Source organism: Streptomyces sp. NPDC057900, from assembly GCF_042887885.1.
GTDB lineage: Bacteria > Actinomycetota > Actinomycetes > Streptomycetales > Streptomycetaceae > Streptomyces.
Genome location: NZ_JBHVOI010000010.1, coordinates 121,250 through 138,951, shown reverse-complemented (window position 1 = coordinate 138,951; position 17,702 = coordinate 121,250). Strand labels below are relative to the sequence as shown.

The following is a 17,702-nucleotide window of genomic DNA, read 5'->3' as shown; positions in this document are numbered from 1 at the left end:
GCCCGGCGGTCATTAGAGCGCCGACCGGCACAAGTGGGAAGGGGGCCCGGCGAAGAAAACTGACTGACTGTCAGAAAACTATTGAACTGCCTCCCCGACTACTGCAACCTGTTCTAGCCTTACGACGGGAGACAGACCATGGGCGGTACGGAACACCTCACCGTGCAGCGCGAAGGCGCCACACTGGTGCTCACCCTGAACAGGCCGGAAGCCAAGAACGCGCTCTCGCTGCCGATGCTGGTCGGCCTGTACGACGGCTGGCTGGCCGCCGACGCGGACGACGGGATCCGCTCCGTCGTCCTCACCGGCTCCGGCGGCTGCTTCTGCGCCGGCATGGACCTCAAGGCCCTCGCGGGCGACGGCATGGACGGCGAGAGCTACCGGGACCGGATGAAGGCCGACCCCGACCTGCACTGGAAGGCCATGCTGCGCCACCACCGCCCCCGCAAACCGGTCATCGCCGCGGTCGAGGGCCACTGCGTGGCGGGCGGCACCGAGATCCTCCAGGGCACCGACATCCGCATCGCGGGGGAGAGCGCCACCTTCGGCCTCTTCGAGGTCAGACGCGGCCTCTTCCCCATCGGCGGCTCCACCGTCCGGCTGCCCCGGCAGATCGCCCGGACCCACGCACTCGAAATGCTCCTCACCGGACGCCCGTACGACGCCGGGGAAGCGGCCCGGATCGGACTGATCGGCCGGGTCGTCCCCGACGGGACCGCGCTGGAAGCGGCCCTCGCGGTCGCCGAGCAGATCAACGCCTGCGGCCCGCTCGCCGTCGAGGAGGTCAAGGCATCGGTGTACGAGACCGCCGAGATGACCGAGACCGACGGCCTCGCCGCCGAACTCAAGCGCGGCTGGCCGGTCTTCGCCACCGCCGACGCCAAGGAGGGCGCCCGCGCCTTCGCCGAGAAGCGCCCGCCGGTCTACCGACGCGCCTGACCCATAGGAGCCCCCGTGCCCGACATCCTCAGCGCACCGCTGGTGGTCGAATTCCCCTTCACCCGCTCCCTCGGCCCGGTCCAGAGCGCGTTCCTCACCGGGCTGCGCGAACGCACCGTGCTCGGCGTGCGGACCGGTGACGGCAAGGTCCTGGTCCCGCCCGTCGAGTACGACCCGGTCACCGCGGAGGAGATCCACGACCTGGTCGAGGTCGCCGCCACCGGTACGGTCACCACCTGGGCCTGGAACCCGCGGCCCCGCCGCGACCAGCCCCTGGACACCCCCTTCGCCTGGGTGCTCGTACGGCTCGACGGAGCCGACACCGCGCTCCTGCACGTCCTGGACGCACCCGGTCCCGAATCCGTCCGCACCGGCATGCGCGTCCGCGTCCGCTGGGCGCGGGACCGCACCGGAGCCATCACGGACATCGCCTGCTTCGAGCCGTACGAGAGCGAACCCGGCGAACCCGCCCCGCACGACGGCGAGTTCAGCGACCCCGTCACCGGGATCGTCACCCCCGCCCGGCTCGACTACACCTACAGTCCGGGCCGCGCCCAGAGCGCCTACCTCGAAGCGCTGGCGGACCGACGCGTCGTCGGTGAACGCTGCCCGTCCTGCCGCAAGGTGTACGTACCCCCGCGCGGCGCCTGCCCCACCTGCGGCGTCGCCACCGACGAACGGGTCGAGGTCGGACCGCGCGGCACGGTCACCACCTACTGCGTCGTCAACATCAAGGCCAAGAACCTCGACATCGAAGTTCCCTACGTCTACGCGCACATCGCCCTGGACGGCGCCGACCTCGCCCTGCACGCGCGGATCGGCGGCATCCCGTACGACCAGGTGCGGATGGGCCTGCGCGTCGAACCCGTATGGAGCGAGGGAAGCCGCCACCCCGACCACTACCGGCCGACCGGAGAACCGGACGCCGACTACGACGCGTACAAGGAGCTGGTCTAGATGCGGGACGTAGCGATCGTCGCCTTCGCGCAGACCGACCATCTGCGCCGCACCGACGAACTCTCCGAAGTCGAGATGCTGATGCCCGTCCTGCACCAGGTCCTCGACGCGACCGGACTGCGGACCAGCGGCATCGACTTCACCTGCTCCGGGTCCAGCGACTACCTCGCGGGCCGCGCCTTCTCCTTCACCATGGCGCTCGACGGCGTCGGCGCGCACCCCCCGATCTCCGAGTCCCACGTGGAGATGGACGGGGCCTGGGCGCTGTACGAGGCCTGGGTGAAGATCCAGACCGGCGAGGCCGACACCGCACTCGTCTACGCGTACGGGAAATCCTCGCCCGGCCAGGTGCGCGACGTCCTCACCCGCCAGCTGGACCCCTACTACACCGCCCCGCTGTGGCCCGACTCCGTCGCACTCGCCGCCCTCCAGGCCCAGGCGCTCATCGACGCGGGCGACACCGACGAGAGCGCGCTCACAGCCATCGCCACCCGCAGCCGCGCGGCCGCGTCCGACAACCCGCACGCCCAGCTCGCCGGAGACGTACCGGCCGGCGACTACCTCGTACAGCCGCTGCGCACCGGCGACTGCCCGCCCATCGGCGACGGCGCCGCCGCCGTCATCCTCGCCGCGGGCGACACCGCGCGGGCGCTGTGCGCGCGGCCCGCCTGGATCCGGGGCATCGACCACCGCATCGAGGCGCACGGACTCGGCGTGCGCGAGCTGACCGAGTCTCCGTCGACCCGGCTCGCCGCCGAACGGGCCGGGGTCTTCGAACGGCCCGTCGACACCGCGGAGCTGCACGCCCCGTTCAGCTCCCAGGAAGTGGTGCTGCGCAAGGCGCTCGGCCTCGGCGACGAGGTCAGCGTCAACCCGTCCGGCGGCGCGCTCGCCGCCAACCCGGTGATGGCCGCCGGGCTGATCCGCCTCGGAGAGGCCGCCGCCCGCATCCACCGCGGCGAGTCGGACCGGGCGGTCGCCCACGCCACGTCCGGCCCCTGCCTCCAGCAGAACCTGGTCGCCGTCCTCGAAGGGGAGAGCACCCATGCCTAAGGAGCCCGTGGCCGTCGTCGGCGTCGGCCAGACCAAGCACGTCGCGGCCCGCCACGACGTCTCGCTCGCCGGACTCGTCCGCGAGGCCGCTGTCGCCGCCCTGAAGGACGCCGCGCTGACCTGGGCGGACATCGACGCCGTGGTCATCGGAAAGGCCCCCGACTTCTTCGAGGGCGTGATGATGCCGGAGCTCTACCTGGCGGACGCCCTCGGCGCGGTCGGCAAACCCATGCTCCGGGTCCACACCGCCGGCTCGGTCGGCGGCTCGACGGCACTCGTCGCCGCGAACCTGGTCGCCGCCCGGGTGCACCGCGCCGTCCTCACCCTCGCCTTCGAGAAGCAGTCGGAGTCCAACGCGATGTGGGGCCTCTCGCTGCCCATCCCGTTCCAGCAGCCCCTGCTGGCCGGTGCGGGCGGGTTCTTCGCCCCGCACGTGCGCGCCTACATGCGCCGGACCGGAGCGCCCGACACCGTCGGCTCGCTGGTCGCCTACAAGGACCGGCGCAACGCGCTGAAGAACCCGTACGCGCACATCCACGATCCGGACATCACCCTGGAGAAGGTCCAGTCCGCACCGATGCTCTGGGACCCCATCCGCTACTCGGAGACCTGCCCGTCCTCCGACGGGGCCTGCGCGATGATCCTCACCGACCGGGCCGGCGCGGAGCGGTCACCGCAGCCGCCCGCCTGGGTGCACGGCGGTGCGATGCGCAGCGAACCGACCCTCTTCGCGGGCAAGGACTTCGTCTCGCCGCAGGCCGGCAAGGACTGCGCCGCCGACGTCTACCGGCAGGCCGGGATCAGCGACCCGCGCCGGGAGATCGACGCCGTCGAGATGTACGTCCCGTTCTCCTGGTACGAGCCGATGTGGCTGGAGAACCTCGGCTTCGCGGACGAGGGCGAGGGGTGGAAGCTGACCGAGGCCGGGGTCACCGAACTCGACGGCGACCTGCCGGTGAACCCCTCGGGCGGAGTGCTCTCCACCAATCCCATCGGCGCCTCCGGCATGATCCGCTTCGCGGAGGCGGCCCTCCAGGTGCGCGGCGGCGCGGGGGAGCACCAGGTGGAAGGCGCGCGCCGGGCGCTCGGCCACGCCTACGGGGGCGGGGCGCAGTTCTTCTCGATGTGGCTGGTCGGCGCCGAACCGCCCACGCGCTGACCACCCACGGTCCGGGCGGGCCGCGACATGCGGTCCGCCCGGGGTCACCGTGGGTAGCCTGGCGGATGTGACCGCTGAGAGTGACCTTCGAACCCTGCTGAGAGACCTGCGCCCGGAGCTGCATCCCGGCCGGTACGTCTTCGCGACCGTGCCCGACGGTGTGGTGCCCGCCGGAGCCACCCCTGTCGTCACGGTCGGTGAGACCGAGGGGCTCACGCTGGTGCTGCCGGAGAAGGAGGCCGTGGCGGCGGGGCTGAACCATTCCTACCCGGCGGGCTGGATCACGCTCCGTGTGCACTCGGCGCTGGACGCCGTCGGGCTGACCGCCGCGATCTCCCTCGCCCTCACCGACGCGGGGATCAGCTGCAACGTGGTGGCCGGATTCCACCACGACCACCTCTTCGTGCCCCACAACCGGGCCCCGGAGGCCGTCGCCGTACTGGAGAGGCTGGCGGCGGAGTCGGACGGAGGGTGACCTGATGCCGGACGGGCGCACCGCCGGTGCCGTCCGGGCCCCTGCGGGACCGGGCTCCGCGAGGTGAGCCCGGCCACGTAACATGTCCACATGTCCTTCCTCCGCCGCCGTAGCGCCGCCACCCCCGCGGGCCCCGACTTCGACGTCCTGGCCATGGACCCGGGGGACTGGCCCGGAAACCTCGGCGCCGGTCTGCTGCCCGCCCCCGACGGGAGCTGCCAGGGCGTCTTCCTCCGCTACGACCTGTTCGGCGGCCGCGGCCCCGCGATGATCATCGGTAACCTCCCGGAGGGCTCGCCCGCCCGCGAGACCGAGGAGGGCCAGGTCCCCTTCGAGGTGGCCCAGCTGCTGCTCGCGCTGGAGAACGACGAGCCGGTCGAGGTCACCGCAACCGAGGACATGCCCGTGATGCAGGGCGACAACCTGCTGATCGTCCGCCGCGTCAAGCTCTCCGAGAGCCGGATCGCCTGCGTCCAGTTCGACCGCAGCGACGGCGTGCTCGTCACGATCGCCAGCTGGGACCGTCCGATCACCGATGACCTGTACACGCTTCTGAAGCCGCTGCCCGCGGAACTCTTCCAGCAGGGCTGAGCCGCACCCACGGTGGTTTGACGACACGTCCCAGGCCGGGCCGTCGTACAGCCCGCGCTGTCCGGTCCGGCCGCCGCACTCTCGGCCGAGCGCGACCCACCGCTGCCCGAGAGGCGACTTTGTCATTCGTCTTGTCTAAGTAGTCGTCGGACCTCTACCGTCTTTCGGCATGACATCCGGGATGACGCGACGCACCACGATGAAGACTGCGATCGGCGCAACTGGAGCTCTGGCACTGGGAGTTCCAGGCTTGTCCGGTACCGCGGCCGCCGCCGGTACCTCCGATGAATCAGCGAAGGTGAGAGACGCGAGGGAGCTACCGAACCCGGTGCTCCACTACCTCGCCCCGGCCGCCGACTGGGAGAGCGAATCCCTGCCGATCGGGGGCGGCGCCCTCGGCGCGAGCGTCCACGGCACGCTCGCCACCGAACGCCTCACCTTCAACGAGAAGACCCTGTGGTCGGGCGGGCCCGGCTCGGCCGACGGATACGACTTCGGGAACTGGACCTCCCCCAGACCCGGCGTCCTCGACGCCGTCCGGCAGCGCCTCGACACCGAGGGCGCCCTCGGCCCCGACGCCGTGGCCGCCGAACTCGGCCAGTCCCGCCGCGGCTACGGCGCCTACCAGGTCTTCGGGGACCTCCTGATCGACGTGCCGGGCGCCCCGGCCACCCCCGACGCCTCCTACCGCCGCGCCCTCGACCTGCGTACCGCGCTCGCGACCGTCGGCTACACCCGGGACGGGGCCGCCCACACCAGGGAGTACTTCGCCTCGCACCCCGGTGCGGTCATCGGCGGACGGTTCACGGCGGACCGGCCGGGACAGGTGACCCTCACGCTGCGCTACACCTCGCCGCGCGCCGACTTCACCGCGACCGCCACCGGCGACCGGCTCACCGTACGCGGAGCGCTCCAGGACAACGGGCTCCGCTTCGAAGCCCAGATCCGGGTCCGCACCGAGGGCGGCACCGTCACCGCCGGCGCCGACGGGAGCCTCACCGTCACCGGCGCCGACAGCGCCTGGTTCTTCCTCGCCGCCGGGACCGACTACGCGGACACGTATCCGGACTACCGGGGCGCGGACCCGCACGACAGGGTCACCGCCGCCGTCGACGCCGCGGCCGGCGCCACGTACGAGCAGGTCCGCGACGCCCACACGGCCGACCACCGCGCCCTCTTCGACCGGGTGGCACTCGACGTCGGCCAGCAACTGCCCGACCCCGGCCTGCCGACCGACCAGCTGCTCAGCGGGTACACCGGCGGGACCACCGCGGCCGACCGGGCCCTGGAGGTGCTGTTCTTCCAGTACGGGCGCTACCTGCTGATCGCCTCCTCGCGCGAGGGCTCACTGCCCGCCAACCTCCAGGGCGTGTGGAACAACTCCACCACCCCGCCCTGGTCCGCCGACTACCACACCAACATCAACCTCCAGATGAACTACTGGCTCGCCGAGGTCACCAACCTCGCCGAGACCACCGCGCCCTACGACCGCTACGTCGACTCCATGCGCGAACCGGGCCGCCGGACGGCGAAGGAGATGTTCGGGAGCGCCGGCTGGGTCGTGCACAACGAGACCAACCCCTACGGCTTCACCGGCGTCCACGACTACTCCACCTCGTTCTGGTTCCCCGAGGCCGCCGCCTGGCTCACCCAGCAGATGTACGAGCACTACCGGTTCAACGGCTCCACCGACTATCTGCGCGCCACCGCGTACCCGGCGATGAAGGAGGCCGCGGAATTCTGGCTGGACAGCCTGCGCACCGACCCCCGTGACGGACTGCTCGTCGTCACCCCGAGCTACTCGCCCGAGCACGGCGACTTCACCGCCGGGGCCGCGATGTCCCAGCAGATCGTCCACGACCTGCTGACCAGCACGCTGGAGGCCGCCCGCACCCTGGGCGACGACGCGGCCTTCCGGGGCAGGCTGGAGGCGGCCCTCGGCCGGCTCGACCCCGGGCTGCGGACCGGTTCGTGGGGCCAGCTCCAGGAGTGGAAGACCGACCGGGACGACCCGGCCGACGACCACCGCCACGTGTCCCACCTCTTCGGCCTCCACCCCGGACGGCAGATCGAGGCCGGGAGCCAGTGGGCCGAGGCGGCCAAGGTCTCCCTCGGCGCCCGCGGTGACGGCGGCACCGGCTGGTCCAAGGCCTGGAAGATCAACTTCTGGGCGCGGCTGCGGGACGGCGACCACGCCCACAAGATGCTCTCCGAGCAGCTGAAGAGCTCCACCCTGCCCAACCTCTGGGACAACCACCCGCCGTTCCAGATCGACGGGAACTTCGGCGCGGCCTCCGGCGTCGCGGAGATGCTGCTGCAGAGCCAGCACGACACGGTCGAGATCCTCCCCGCCCTCCCGGCCGGCTGGCCGGACGGATCGGTGCGCGGGCTGCGCGCCCGGGGCGGGTTCACCGTCGACATCGAGTGGGCCTCGGGAACGGCCCGCCGCGTGGTCATCACGGCGAGCCGCACCCGCGAGGTGACGGTCAGCAGCACCCTGTTCCGGAGCGGCACGAAGACCTTCAGGGCGCTCGCCGGGCAGAGCTACCCGCTGACCCCGGAGAGCTGACCGAAGAGCGAGGACACCCGGGCGGCGGAAGTGCCGAGCCCCGTGGGACCGCTGAGGTGCCACGGGGCAGCCGCGCCCTGCCGCAGATCCTCCTCGCGATAGCGCCGGCAGCCCCGGTGCCAGATCAGGATGCCCGCGATCCAGTGCTTCAGCTCCAGCACGTACCCCGCCAGGATCTCCCGTGCTTCGTCATCCAGGCCGAAGTCGTCGTACAGCAACGGGAGTTCGTGCTCGGCGACATGCAGGAACTGCCGCAGCCGCGACTTCATCAGGTCGTACACGAGCCGCATCCCGGTCGGGTAGTCCACCCCGAAGAAGTTCTGCACCACCAGGACGCCGTTGTGCACCTCACCCTCGTACTCGATCTCCTTCTGGTACGAGAAGAGGTCGTTGAGCAGCGCGGCGTAGTCCGCCGCCGCGTTCTCCAGGGAGCGCAGCGGGCCGCTGTCGTAGATCTCCGCAGGAACCTTCCTGCCGTGTCCGAGCCGGCACAGACTCATCGTCAGGTCGGAACCGAAGGTCATCCGCCGCATCTCGACGTAGTCCACCGGATCGGGAATCCGGTTCTGCGCCTGGTTCGCCAGCTCCCACACCCAGCTCGCCGTCATGTCCTCGACGCAGGTACGGAAGGCACACCGGCCGCTCTCGTCCATCGGCGCCGCCGTGCGCTCCCACAGATCGGCCAGGCCGCGCTCCAGCGCGTTGACCGGCTCGGGCACGGGCGTCCCGTCCAACGGCATGAACCGCGACAGCCGCGCGTTGGCCACCTTCGCCCCCGCCAGGTCACGGGCCCGCCCGTGCACCACCGGGAACCAGTCGTCGCCATAGGTCCCCCAGGCCAGCCACTGCGACGAGAGGTCGAGCTCGTCCGGGGTGGCGTCGGGATGGATCCCCGCCGCGCACAGCGGCAGGTCGATCGCCAGCAGCCGCCGCTCGTCCCAGATGTGCGAGCCGGGCACCCCCGGCTGCGCCTCCAGGATGCCCATCCGGGACGACCAGTCGACGAGCCGCAGCCGGGCCCCCGCCAGATGCGGGCTGAGCGTCGTACCGAACGGCAGGTCGAAATCGGGCAGCAGGGACGGGCCGACGTGCTGGTAGGGCAGATACGTGTGACTGCGCAGCCTGGCCGCTTCGGAGCGGGGGGTGAACCGGATCGGCGCGGCCGCCATCGCGAAGCCGGGCGCCGCCTGTTCGGCTCCTCCGCCGTTCATGTAGCGGCTGGAGCGCATGTGCCACTCGTGGCCCCCGGACTGCCAGTCCTGGAGGCCCTTGACGTAGGCCAGGACCGCCGCCGTCCGCGCGGGATCCAGCGCCTTCTCCGAGCAGAGCGGACCGAGCTCGGTCAGGGCGGTGTTCTCGAACTGCTGGAGCCGCGACGTCAGCAGATCGTTGACCGCCTCCGCCGCCTCCTGGGTCGAGCACTCCAGGAAGTGCTCAAGGACCAGCACACCGTTGCTGTTCTCGCCCTCCTCCTCGACCTCGCGCTGGTACGAGAAGAGGTCGTTGCGCAGATGGACGGCGTCGGAGAAGGCGTCACGCAGCACCCGCAACGCCCGCTCACCGGCCACCGCCTCGGGCACCTCGGCACCGGCCGCGTACTCCACCAGACCCGCCGACCACGGGGCGCCGCCCACCTTTCGGCGCATCTCGATGTACTCGACGGGGTTCGCGATGCGGCCCTCGTTGATGTTCGCGAGCTCCCACAGCGACTCGTTGAGGAGGTTCCTGGTCGCCTCGGCGAACCGGGCCCGCCAGCCGTCGGACATCGCCGGCACGGTCCGTGCCCACAGGTCGGCCAGCCCCGCCTCCACCGGGTTCTCCGGCTCGGGCGTCGGCGCGCCGCGCTCCATCGGCATGAAGGCGGGCAGCCGGTCCAGATAGCGTTTGCCGCCCTCGCGGTCCGGGGTGCGTTTGAACAGCTCCAGGAAGTGGTCGTCGAAGAAGAAGACCCACACGTACCAGTCGGTCACCAGCGACAGCACCTCGGCCGCGCAGTCGGGGTGGGTGTACGCGCACAGCAGCGCGTAGTCGTGGGAATCGAGGTCCTTCTCCTCCCAGATGCCCGACCCCTCCAGCATCCCTATGGCCCGCGCCCACTCCTTGGTGTGCTGCCGGGCCTCCTCGACATGAGGATTGAGCCGCGCCGGATACGGAACATAGAAGTCCGGCAGGGTGAAGGGCTGAGCCATGTGCGTACGGCCTTTCGATGAGCCTTCGCGTGAGCGTCACGCGGTTCACGGTGTCCGCGCGAGCACTACCCTTCGGCCGTTCGGGGCACGCACAGCCTGGAATAGTCATACAAAACTTGATGTTGCCAGAAAGACGTCACCCGTCGCCCTTCGCAGGTCAGCGCCCCTGCCAGTGGTCTGGTCCACTGGCTCAACCCCTCTGTTCCACAGTGCTCTTGACGACCTCTCACCTCAGGTCACAGAGTGTGCGCGCACGACGCAAAGCCCGGAAAGCGCACAGCTCCAAGAAGGGTTGTCATGACGTCCAAGCAGAGGACCGGACTCGCGGTCGCGTTCACCACCGTCGGCGCGCTGAGCCTCGCGCTGCTCAGTCCCACGGCACAGGCCGGTGCGGACGGGGTGCGGCCGGAGTGCCCGCGCGGCCTCGAATGCGACTGGGTCCCGGCCGCCTACCAGCAGACCGGAGACCCGGCCGACAAGGAGACGTACGGCAACTACGACACCGCCGACCGGCCGCACACCAACAAGATCAGATTCATCGTCCTCCATGACACCGAGGAGGACTTCGACACCACCCTGGACATCTTCCGGAACCCGCTGAAGCAGACCTCCGCCCACTACGTGGTGCGCTCCGGCGACGGCCACGTCACCCAGATGGTGAAGAACAAGGACGTCGCCTGGCAGGCCGGGAACTGGTACCTCAACTCCAACTCCATCGGCATCGAGCAGGAGGGCGTCGCCGTCGACGGCGCCAAGTGGTACACCCCCGAGATGTACCGCTCGACCGCCGCACTGGTGCGCTACCTCGCCGCCAAGTACGACATCCCGCTCGACCGGCAGCACATCATCGGCCACGACGGCGTACCGCCCACCAGCGCCGCCGGCACCGCGGGCATGCACTGGGACCCGGGCACCTACTGGGACTGGAACCGCTTCATGGCCCTGCTCGGCAGGCCCACCGTGCCGACGGCCCGCAAGAGCAGCGAACTCATCACCGTCAACCCGAGGTTCAAGGACAACAAGCAGGCGTTCCGCGACTGCGAGAAGAACGTCGACCTGCCCGTCCAGGGCTCCAGCGCCGTTCCGCTCCACACGGGACCTTCCGCCGACGCACCGCTCTTCTCCGACCCGGGGCTGCACACCGACGGCTCGCCCGGCACCAACTGCGTCGCCGACTGGGGCAGCAAGATCAGCGCGACCCAGCAGGCCGTCGTCGCCGGCCACGCGCCCGGCTGGACCGCGATCTGGTGGTACGGCCAGAAGGCCTGGTTCGAGACCCCGGCCCGCACCCGCACCACCACCCCCACCGCAGGCTATGTCGTGAGGCCGAAGGCCGGCAGGGCGGAGGTGCCCGTGTACGGGGTGGCGTACCCGGAGAAGTCCGAGTACCCCGCCGGCTTCGCCGACCAGCGGGTGGGCACGCCGCTCCAGTACACGATCAAGGCGGGCCAGTCCTACCCCGGCGGCGGCGAGGCCCCCACCGGATTCTTCTACGCGCCGACGATCGACGCCTCCTACCCGCTGGACCACTCCTTCTTCAAGGGCAAGGAGAAGTACGTGACCGTCCAGATCGGCCACCGCATCGCCTTCGTGAAGGCTGCCGACGTGGACATCGTCCGCGCGCACTGAGAGCGCGCCCGTCCGGCGGCGGGCGCAACACGGCGCGCTGCGGGTCCGGTGTGTCGGCACCTGACCCGCAGCGCGCGTCCCCCTGGAGGGTCTGGAGGGTCTAGCGAGTGCCGACCGCGGCCCGCACGGCCCGCCGGGCCAGCGCGCAGTCGTCGTGCAGCCGACGCAGCAGCAGCCGCTGCTCCTCGCCCGACGAGAGCGCGCCGGGCCGGTCCTGTGCGGGCCGGGGACCCGCGGTGTCCCGCATGGCCCGCTGCACGGCCGTCTCGTACGTACGGATCTCCCGCGTCAGCACGAGCATCAGATTGACGAGGAAGGCGTCCCGCGCCGCCGGGCCCGCGACCTGGGCCAGCTGGCTGATCTGGCGCCGCGCCACCGGAGCGTCACCCAGCACCGTCCACAGCGTCGCCAGGTCGTACCCCGGCAGATACCAGCCGGCGTGCTCCCAGTCGACCAGCACCGGACCGGTGGGCGACAGCAGGATGTTGGAGAGCAGCGCGTCACCGTGGCAGAACTGCCCCATCCCCTGGCGGCCGCCGGCGTGGGCCAGACCGTGCAGGAGCTTCTGCAGGTCGCCCAGGTCTCGGTCGGTGAACAGCCCCAGCTCGTGATAGCGGCTGATGCGCGCCGCGTAGTCGAGCGGGGCCTCGAAGAGACCGGACGGGGGCCGCCAGGCGTTGACCCGGCTGACCGCTCCGAGCACCGCCCGCAGATCGGCCCGCGGCGGCGCCTCCGACGGATGCCGCGTCAGCGCCGCCACCCGGCCGGGCATCCGTTCGATGACCAGGGTGCAGTTCTCCGGGTCCGCCGCGATGAGCCGGGGAACCCGTACCGGCGGACGGTGCCGGACGAACGCCCGGTATGCCGCTATTTCGTGGCGGAACCGCTCCGACCACGCCGGGGAGTGGTCCAGTAAGCACTTGGCGACCGCGGTCGCGCGTCCGGTCGAACCGACGAGCAGCACCGAACGGCCGCTGCGCCGCAGCACCTGCACCGGATTGAACTCCGGGCAGATCCGGTGCACAGAGGCGATCGCCATCCTCAGCTGCGCGCCCTGCGGCCCCGACAGGTCCAGTCTTCCGCTGAGCGAGGGGGTGCCCGGCCCTGCCATACGCCGGGCCCGACCCATGCCGGGCGCCGGAACAGCGGCGCGGGGGTCGAGATACGGTCCGCCGCCCGACCCGAGAGGACGGAGCGGCCGGGGCGGGGCGGACACGGAGGACGATGCTGTGTACATGGGCGAGACAGATCCCTTCGCGCGCCGACAAGTTGCGTGCGCCGCCCCGGCCGGCGGCCGTTCGGCACCCTGGGGAGTACCTAGGGCTGCCGGGCGGGGTGGCGCTTTCCTACCTGACACCGGGGCGCGGGTGGCAGACCATGTGGCGGACCCTGGCGAACCCTGGCGAATAGTCGCAGGGCATCTGACAGGGGGTTACTGTCAACACAGCCGAGAACCTGGGGGCTTGACGTGACCGGAGAACCCAACACCCGTCTGTCGGACCTGTTCGGCCTTGCCGGCTGGTCCAAGGGCGAACTCGCGAGAATGGTGAACAGGCAGGCGGCGGCCATGGGCCACCCCCAGCTCGCCACCGACACCTCGCGGGTGAGACGCTGGATCGACATGGGGGAGTCCCCCCGCGATCCCGTCCCTGAAGTGCTGGCAGCCCTGTTCACCGAGCGGCTCGGTCGTGTCGTGACCATCGAGGACCTCGGGTTCGGCCGGCGCGGGCGTGTGGGGAAACGGCGAGAGACCGGGACGGAACACAATCCCGACCAACTCCCCTGGGCGCCCGAGCGGACGGCCGCGGTCCTCACCGAATTCACGGGAATGGACCTCATGCTCAACCGACGCGGCTTGGTGAGCGCGGGCGCCGCGCTCGCCGCCGGCTCCACCATCGCCGGCCCCATGCACGACTGGCTGCACACCGACCCCGTACTGGCGGCCGACGCCCCACGCACCGACGATCCCGTGCACGCGGACCCGGCCGGTTTCGACCGGTACGAGGCCGCGCCCATCGGTTCGCAGGAGATCGAGGCGCTGGAGCGGTCCGTGGAGGTGTTCCGTGCCTGGGACGCCTCCCGGGGCGGCGGTCTCCAGCGCAAGGCCGTGGTGGGCCAGCTCAACGAGGTGGGCGGCATGCTGGCCTACCGCCACCCCGACCATCTGCAGCGACGCCTCTGGGGCGTGGCTGCCAACCTCGCCGTTCTGGCGGGGTGGATGTCCCACGACATCGGCCTCGAACCAACGGCCCAGAAGTACTTCGTCATCGCGGCGCACGCGGCGCGTGAGGGCGGCGACCGGCCCCGCGCGGGCGAGGCGCTGTCCAGGGCGGCCCGCCAGATGGTCCACCTGGGCCGTCCGGACGACGCGCTCGACCTCATGAAGCTCGCCAAGTCCGGCTCCGGCGACATGGTCCTGCCGCGCACCCAGGCGATGCTCCACACCATCGAGGCCTGGGCGCAGGCGTCCATGGGACGTGGCCAGGCCATGCGGAGGACCCTGGGCCTGGCCGAGGAGCTCTTCGTCTCGGACAAGAGCGATGTCCCTGCGCCCAGTTGGATGCAGATGTTCGACGAGGCGGATCTGCACGGAATGCAGGCACTGGCGTTCCGCACCCTTGCCGAGCACGAGCCCTCGGCGGCCGTCATGGCCCAGCGGCACGCGAAACAAGCACTCGAACTGCGGGTCAACGGGCGCCAGCGGTCGAAGATCTTCGACTACATCTCGCTCGCCTCCGCGTGCTTCATCGCCGACGACCCCGAGCAGGCCGACCGCTACGCCCGGCTCGCCCTGGTGTCGATGGGGGAGACCTCCTCGCACCGCACCTGGGATCGGCTGCGCGAGATGTACCGGCTCACCGGCCAGTTCGCGGGCCACGGGAAGACCGAGGACCTGCGCGAGGAGATCGAGCGTTCACTGCCGCAGCGGACCCTCATCAAGCAGCGGACGAGGAGCTCCGAGATCTGACCCCGGGCACTGACCCGTCCTGGGACTACGCCCCGATGCGGGCGATCAGCACGCAGGCATCGTCCAGCCGGCTCGCGCCGCCGAACTCCTCCGCGACGGCGCGTACGCAGTCCTGCGCGGTACGGGCCTCGGCGAAACGCGGCGCCAGTCCGAGCAGTGCCTCCGTGCCCTGACGGAGGCCGCCCCGACCGTCGTCGGTCCTGGCCAGTCCGTCGGTGTGGAGCACCAGCACATCGCCGGGCAGCAGGGCCGCCTCGTCCTGCTCGTAGGCGACCCCGGAGGCCGCTCCGAGCAGGACGCCGTCGGGCTGCGGCAGCGGGCGCCCGGTCCCGTCGCGGAACAGCAGCGGTGCGGGGTGCCCGGCCTGCGCCCAGTCCAGGGTGCGGGTCGCGGGGTCGAACCGGCAGCACACCGCGCTGCCCAGCGCGGGCTGGACCGACGTCTCCAGCAACTGGTTCAGATGCCCCATCAGGGCTCCCGGGTCGATGCCGGCCATCGCCATGCCGCGCAGCGCCCCGAGGATCATCGCCATGGCCGACGTGGCCGGGATGCCGTGACCGGTCAGATCACCGACCGTGAGCAGCGTCCGGCCGTCCGGCAGCTCCATGGCGTCGTACCAGCCGCCGCCGATCAGGTCGCCGGTCCCGGAGGGGAGGTAGTGCGCCGCGATGTCCAGGGCTCCGGGCCCCTGGTCCGGGAGGCGCAGCGAACCCCGCCACGGCGGCAGCACGGCCTGCTGGAGCTCGACCGCGATCCGGCGCTCGGCCCGGTCGATGTGCTGCTGGCGGCGGAGCGAGTCATGGCTGCGGCGCAGCGTCCGCTGGCTGCGCCGCAGCTCGCTGACGTCGCGCAGGACCGCCCACATGGAGGCGGTGCAGCCGTCCGCGTCGAGGACGGGCTCGCCCATCATGTGCAGCGTCCGGGTCTCCCCGTCGGGGCGGTTGATCCGGAACTCCCCGTCTATCGACTCTCCGTCGACCAGGCAGTCCGTCACCAGAGCGGTGAGCAAGGGCTGGTCCTCAGGGAACAGCACGGTGGGCAGGTCGTCCAGGGAGAGCGGTCCGGCCTCCGCGGTCCGGCCGAAGATCTGGAGGAGTTCGTCGGACCAGCTGACCTCGTCCGTCAGCAGATTCCACTCGGCGCTGCCCACCCGGCCGATCAGCGAGCCCGCCCGCTCCTCGCTGAGGGGCACCGGGCCCGTTCCCAGCGAGAGTTCGGCCGCGAGCTGCTGCGCGGCCTCCGGTGGGAGCCCCTCCCTTAGCTGTCCCAGGTGCGCGCCGAGATCGTCCAGGTGATGGACCGCCAGATCGCAGAGCGCGCGCTGCCAGCGCAGCTGCGGATCGTCCTCGTCGACAGCCACGGCGTCGCGCCGCACCGCCTCCACATCGCCGCGCAGCCGACGCGTCCGGTTGATCAACGCGTCGACGGCATCGCGCTCCGGCGGCTGGGGGGCGGGGCGGTCCGCGGACAGATGGGGCGGCATGACGTACTCCGATACAGGCGCGGTACAACCAGGTCTGAGGGTGGACCGAATACGACTGTCGCACAGCCGGCTGGGGCCCGTAAGCGGTTTGGCGACACTCGACGCGTTCTTGCTTCTGACATATGCCAGCGGCTGGACGGCGCGGCGATCTTTCGAACAGCCTTTCCTTCAAAGCCTGTTGAGCCGGGCGATCCGGGGCGCGGCGGCCTTTCGCGCACCCTTTCGCGCCGGACCCGAGCGGTGCGGGCGTGGCGCGTCGGGGCATATGCGGGACGCGGGCCACGGGGGCGGCGGGCGCCGCCTGGCCCGCCGCCGTCAGTGCGCGGGCGGGGGTGTCGCGGTGGTCGCGAAGGCGGAGACGGGGCTCTTCCGGTGCATGGGTCACATCCTCGTGCGGTCGTTCGCTGGGCCGGGCACTGCGGTCAACGAGCGTGACGGCCTCACGTGACGGCGTCGCGGAAGAGTGCCGGACCTGTCGTGGACGAGAACCGGAACCGTGGCCGCCCGCTCCGGAATCCGGGCCGGGTCCGGGCGGGAATGCGGGCGCCCGTTGCCGCGTTGCACCGGCAGAACGAAAACGAATCCCGTTCCCATCAAGGGGCGGATTCGGTCCGCCAGTACGGAGGTTCCCATGGCCCGAAGTGAAACCCGCCCCGTTGTCACGCTCCGCTCGACCGCGGGAACGGGACAGAGCTACGTGACCCGCAAGAGCCGCCGGAACAACCCCGACCGGCTGGTGCTGCGCAAGTACGACCCGGCCGCCGGGCGGCACGTCCTCTTCCGTGAGGAGCGCTGACCGACCGTCCAGTGGCTCGCGGCTCCCGCGCGTCCGTGCTTCGGATCACAGTCCAGGGTGCGGATGTCCGGGAACGAGAAACGATGGTTTATCGTTCACCTATATGTGATGGCGCGCTGAGCGCGTCCACCAAGAACCGCCCCGGCTGGATTCCCCCGATCCGGCCGGGGCTTCCCTTTTGCCCGGTCGCGGCCCCGGCCCCGGTTCACCGCCGACGCGGTGCGGCCTCGATCAGCAGCGCAGCCGCCGCGAGCGCCGCGGCGGCCACGGCCCCGGTGCCCGGCCGCTCGCGCACGGCCAGCGCGGCCGTCGCCGCGCCCGCCACCAAGGCGGCCAGCCGGCCGGCCACCCAGCCGTCGCCCCGCCGCCAGGAGCCCACGGCCACCCTGCCGACGAGGGAGGTCAGCGTGCCGGTGAAGTAGTTCGTCGGCGTGGCACGGAGACGGGCCTGGATCCCCATCGCGAGCCCCATGAGAGCCAGCAGGCCCAGCCGGTCCGCGTCCGAAGTGATCAGACCCAGCCCCCACAGCACGGCGGCGGAGGCGAGCAGCGCCACCTCTGCCGTCAGCATCACCGGCAGCCGCCGCCACACCCGCTCGCCCGCCACCGCACCGCACGCCACCCCGAAGCCGTACGAGACGAGCGCCGTGACCACCCGCAGCGCCACCCCCGCCTCGCCCGCCCCGGCAGCGGAGGCTCCCAGCAGGACCAGGTTCCCCGTCATCACCCCGGCGAAGACCTGGCCGACGCAGATGAAGACGAACGCGTCCGCCGCGCCGGACGCCGCGGACAGCAGGAGCAGGGCCGCATGACCGCGCGGTCCGTCCACGGTGGCACGGCCGGCCGGGACGGAGGGCGCGTCAGGAGTCGGCATGGCCGCATTTTCGCTGGCGC

General features: G+C 71.4%; 14 protein-coding genes. 10 read left to right on the top strand and 4 right to left on the bottom strand.

What is annotated here, in order from left to right; all coding sequences use genetic code 11:
• Positions 1 to 138 precede the first annotated feature (138 nt).
• The 7 genes from ACFVQ0_RS29105 (at position 139) to ACFVQ0_RS29075 (ending at position 7,743) form a co-directional block, all read left to right on the top strand.
• Positions 139 to 939, top strand: coding sequence for a crotonase/enoyl-CoA hydratase family protein (locus ACFVQ0_RS29105; RefSeq protein WP_390092160.1), 801 nt, complete (start codon positions 139 to 141; stop codon positions 937 to 939).
• A 15-nt stretch (positions 940 to 954) separates the two neighbouring features.
• The gene (locus tag ACFVQ0_RS29100; RefSeq protein WP_390092159.1) at positions 955 to 1,896 is read left to right on the top strand and encodes a Zn-ribbon domain-containing OB-fold protein; all 942 of its coding nucleotides are present in this window, start codon (positions 955 to 957) and stop codon (positions 1,894 to 1,896) included.
• Entirely contained in the window at positions 1,897 to 2,949 is a 1,053-nt protein-coding gene (locus ACFVQ0_RS29095) for a thiolase domain-containing protein (protein ID WP_390092158.1), read from the top strand.
• Positions 2,942 to 4,108, top strand: a complete 1,167-nt coding sequence (locus tag ACFVQ0_RS29090; RefSeq protein ID WP_390092157.1) for a thiolase domain-containing protein — start codon at positions 2,942 to 2,944, stop codon at positions 4,106 to 4,108. Before ACFVQ0_RS29095 ends, ACFVQ0_RS29090 begins: the two co-directional genes overlap by 8 nt.
• A 67-nt stretch (positions 4,109 to 4,175) precedes the next feature.
• On the top strand, positions 4,176 to 4,583 hold the full coding sequence (locus tag ACFVQ0_RS29085) for an ACT domain-containing protein (protein WP_390092156.1): 408 nt from the start codon (positions 4,176 to 4,178) through the stop codon (positions 4,581 to 4,583).
• Positions 4,584 to 4,673: 90 nt separating this feature from the next.
• Positions 4,674 to 5,174, top strand: a complete 501-nt coding sequence (locus tag ACFVQ0_RS29080) for a hypothetical protein (RefSeq protein WP_207314634.1) — start codon at positions 4,674 to 4,676, stop codon at positions 5,172 to 5,174.
• 328 nt (positions 5,175 to 5,502) lie between these two features.
• Entirely contained in the window at positions 5,503 to 7,743 is a 2,241-nt protein-coding gene (locus tag ACFVQ0_RS29075) for a glycoside hydrolase N-terminal domain-containing protein (protein ID WP_390092261.1), read from the top strand.
• Here the strand turns inward: ACFVQ0_RS29075 and ACFVQ0_RS29070 are convergent.
• Positions 7,719 to 9,932: a germacradienol/geosmin synthase gene (locus tag ACFVQ0_RS29070; RefSeq protein WP_390092155.1), complete on the bottom strand. Its 2,214-nt coding sequence runs from the start codon at positions 9,930 to 9,932 to the stop codon at positions 7,719 to 7,721. The two genes, ACFVQ0_RS29075 and ACFVQ0_RS29070, sit on opposite strands and share 25 nt — an antisense overlap.
• A gap of 297 nt (positions 9,933 to 10,229) precedes the next feature.
• Between ACFVQ0_RS29070 and ACFVQ0_RS29065 the strand changes: the two genes are divergently transcribed.
• Positions 10,230 to 11,561: an N-acetylmuramoyl-L-alanine amidase gene (locus ACFVQ0_RS29065; RefSeq protein WP_390092154.1), complete on the top strand. Its 1,332-nt coding sequence runs from the start codon at positions 10,230 to 10,232 to the stop codon at positions 11,559 to 11,561.
• A gap of 100 nt (positions 11,562 to 11,661) precedes the next feature.
• Here ACFVQ0_RS29065 and ACFVQ0_RS29060 read toward each other — a convergent pair whose 3' ends face one another.
• Entirely contained in the window at positions 11,662 to 12,798 is a 1,137-nt protein-coding gene (locus ACFVQ0_RS29060; RefSeq protein ID WP_390092153.1) for an aminoglycoside phosphotransferase family protein, read from the bottom strand.
• Between the two features lie 231 nt (positions 12,799 to 13,029).
• Here ACFVQ0_RS29060 and ACFVQ0_RS29055 point away from each other — a divergent pair, with 231 nt between their 5' ends.
• Positions 13,030 to 14,529, top strand: a complete 1,500-nt coding sequence (locus tag ACFVQ0_RS29055) for a hypothetical protein (RefSeq protein ID WP_390092152.1) — start codon at positions 13,030 to 13,032, stop codon at positions 14,527 to 14,529.
• A gap of 25 nt (positions 14,530 to 14,554) precedes the next feature.
• Here ACFVQ0_RS29055 and ACFVQ0_RS29050 read toward each other — a convergent pair whose 3' ends face one another.
• Complete coding sequence (locus ACFVQ0_RS29050) at positions 14,555 to 16,012, bottom strand: PP2C family protein-serine/threonine phosphatase (RefSeq protein WP_390092151.1); 1,458 nt, start codon at positions 16,010 to 16,012, stop codon at positions 14,555 to 14,557.
• A gap of 631 nt (positions 16,013 to 16,643) precedes the next feature.
• Here ACFVQ0_RS29050 and rpmG point away from each other — a divergent pair.
• A complete protein-coding gene (gene rpmG, locus ACFVQ0_RS29045) occupies positions 16,644 to 16,808 on the top strand; it encodes a 50S ribosomal protein L33 (RefSeq protein ID WP_390092150.1) in 165 nt (54 codons plus the stop codon).
• 205 nt (positions 16,809 to 17,013) lie between these two features.
• Here rpmG and ACFVQ0_RS29040 read toward each other — a convergent pair whose 3' ends face one another.
• Positions 17,014 to 17,682, bottom strand: a complete 669-nt coding sequence (locus tag ACFVQ0_RS29040; protein ID WP_390092149.1) for a DUF1275 family protein — start codon at positions 17,680 to 17,682, stop codon at positions 17,014 to 17,016.
• Positions 17,683 to 17,702: the final 20 nt, after the last annotated feature.